The 2,563-nt window shown below is 58.8% G+C and carries 1 protein-coding gene; it reads right to left on the bottom strand.

The window, feature by feature from the left end; translation table 11 throughout:
• Positions 1-25 precede the first annotated feature (25 nt).
• Positions 26-1,948 carry a reverse transcriptase domain-containing protein gene (locus C100_RS31525; protein ID WP_024018999.1) on the bottom strand — a complete coding sequence of 641 codons (1,923 nt, stop codon included), beginning with the start codon at positions 1,946-1,948 and terminating at the stop codon, positions 26-28.
• Positions 1,949-2,563: the final 615 nt, after the last annotated feature.

Below are 2,563 nucleotides of genomic sequence, written 5' to 3'. Positions count from 1 at the left end.
GTCAGTCGGGTAGGATTGGTGCTGCTCATGGAGTCAGCCCTGATCCCCCCGCCGAACCGCACGTGCAGCTTTCACCGCATGCGGCTCTCCACTGTGACGAACCATCACTTTGCCGTAGATCGGGCAGGCGGCCTCTGTGAGTATCCCAGTGGCATTGCTCGCACAGGACCACCGTCCTGCGGGCGCGTGCCACCTTCATTCTCACGACAAAACCGCGGTGCGAAACATCGGCCATCCCCCGGATATGGTGCACCTGACACGGAACATCGGATCGACCGCAAGCCTCGCATTGCTTGGCATTCTGACGATCAACCCAGTCCGTACGTGAGTGGGTGAACACCTGCGTCCAAGGCTGGATATCAATCCTGGACGAGGTGGCCGGATCACGTTTCAGATGAGCCAGTTTCCAGACTTTGACCGATCGGGGCTGGCCATCGACGTCGTAGCCGATGGTGAATTCCTGCCCCGTCCTCATGCGGGCCACGACCGCTCGCACATTGGTTTTGTGCTTGCTGGCCAAGGTCTTGAACAAGCTCCACCGCTGGAGAAACTCAAGCCTGTTCAGCTTGAAGCTCACATCCTTGGCGAGAGCATAGTAGTTCGCAAAACCCCGCAATTCGGCGTTGTAAGCTAGGACGATCTCAACGTCGCTGCAGCTGAGCAGCAGGCTACGATGACGCGGCTTCAACACCGACAGATCACCATAACCTTTTGCAGAAGCGAACGCGTGGACCTTCTCCCAAGGGACATGCAGCTGCATCACTTCCGACGGCGGCCTACGAAGGAAGCTGACGGAACCTTGTCGGCTCCGGACAACCCGTTGGCGTGTCGTATATGTGCGGACCTCATATCCAAGGAAGGCGGCTCCATCGCTCGCCTTGCGGATACCGCTTTTCTCCTCGGACACCGTGAGCGCCAGCGCCTCGGTCAGGAATGCCCTGACTTCGGCGAACACGCTTCGTGCATCCTCCTTGCTACCGATAACCCCAATCATGAAGTCGTCCGCGTAGCGACAGTAACGAAGTCGGCGATAACCGGGGTCCATCGCGTCTCTCGACGGGATGGACCGCTTTTGCGGCAGTAAGGTTTGGATTTTGGCCAAGGAGGCCGCAACCTTCACCTCGTCGACATTGTCTTTGGCCCGCAGCATGGTGACGCGCTTCCGTTGTTTCTGGATGCGCCCAGCCAGTCGCCCATATTCCGGGTTCGTGGCACGGACCTTCCCCCTCTCGAAAGCCGCGATCCGTTCCGCCATGAACATATCGAGTTCATGGAGGTAGATGTTGGCCAAGATTGGAGAGACGATACCGCCCTGCGGAGTGCCGCTGTAGGTCCGGGTGTGAACCCGGTCTTCCATAACACCCGCCTTAAGCATGCTGCCGATCAAGCCGATGAATTTCTCGTCATCGATCCTTTTCCGCAACAGCCGCAGGAGGATGTCGTGGTCGATGTTCTCGAAGAACCCCGCGACATCCACATCTACGAGCCATTTCACCCCCGTCCATACGGCTTTGACGTGTTCAAGCGCCGTATGACACGACCGGCCCGGCCGGAATCCATGGGAGGCGTTCGAGAACACCGGTTCATAGATCCGTTCGAGCAGTTGCCGCGCCACTTCCTGAACGAGGCGGTCGTCGCGCGTGGGAATGCCCAGCGGACGCCGTTTGCCCTTGCCTTTCGGGATAAACACCCGACGCACTGGTTTGGGATCATAGGTCCCTGCCGTCACGCTGGCGATAATCGGGTCGAGGTCTTCCGGTCCGAAGTCCGCGAAGGTCTCGCCGTCAATACCCGGCGTCATCGCACCCTTGTTGGATCCGATCTTCTGGAGCCCCTCCTCCCAAAGGAGGCGAGACCCCATCAGACGATAGAGTCCATTCACCCTTTTGCCCGACGCAACGAGCGCCGGAATGGCCTCCAACCGGCCTTTCACAGTTTCTGGCAGCATCAGCACACCCCATGATCGGTGGTTGAAGAATCACAGCTGCCGCCCTTCCCCCGGTCTTCCCCGCTTTCGGCCCGATCGCTCGAGACCTTATACAGTTGCACCGCCGCCTCCGAAGAGGTCGATGTCCCGGGCATTACCCCGGGCATTTGAGTAATATGGCGGCTCCGTACCCATGCAGGCCGGCAGAAGCCGCCTGTTTAGGGCATCCCGTAGTTACGCTGAATGGAGATGCGGCGCGGTTAGGTGTCCCGTTCGTCCACTAAACCCCTCGACGAGAGGCGCACCGGATGGGCTGAGAAACAGGCGGCCAAGACATGAGACCGCTGTCATCATCCGGACCTGGCGTGACAGTCGCTTTCGCCAGTATCGCTATATAGATTGCTGCAGACTGGGATTTAAGCAGTGTAGCCTTCACCATACGCACCTTGCCCTGACCGTCATCGCCTCCATTTGCGACTAAGACGCATCTGGCCTTTTCCGAACATGCTATTGTTCCCCGTCCCTTTCGGGATTTCAGACCTTGTGAGGCCCGAGGTTAGTCCGGCGAGCAGAGGCATTCTCAACTTACCTCATCATCACTGATACTCCATTTCAGCGCCGCAACGGCGCACTGTC

It is taken from the genome of Sphingobium sp. C100, assembly GCF_000508185.1.
Taxonomy (GTDB): domain Bacteria; phylum Pseudomonadota; class Alphaproteobacteria; order Sphingomonadales; family Sphingomonadaceae; genus Sphingobium.
Note: the sequence above shows the minus strand (reverse complement) of the source record. Positions and strands in the feature narration are given on the sequence as shown.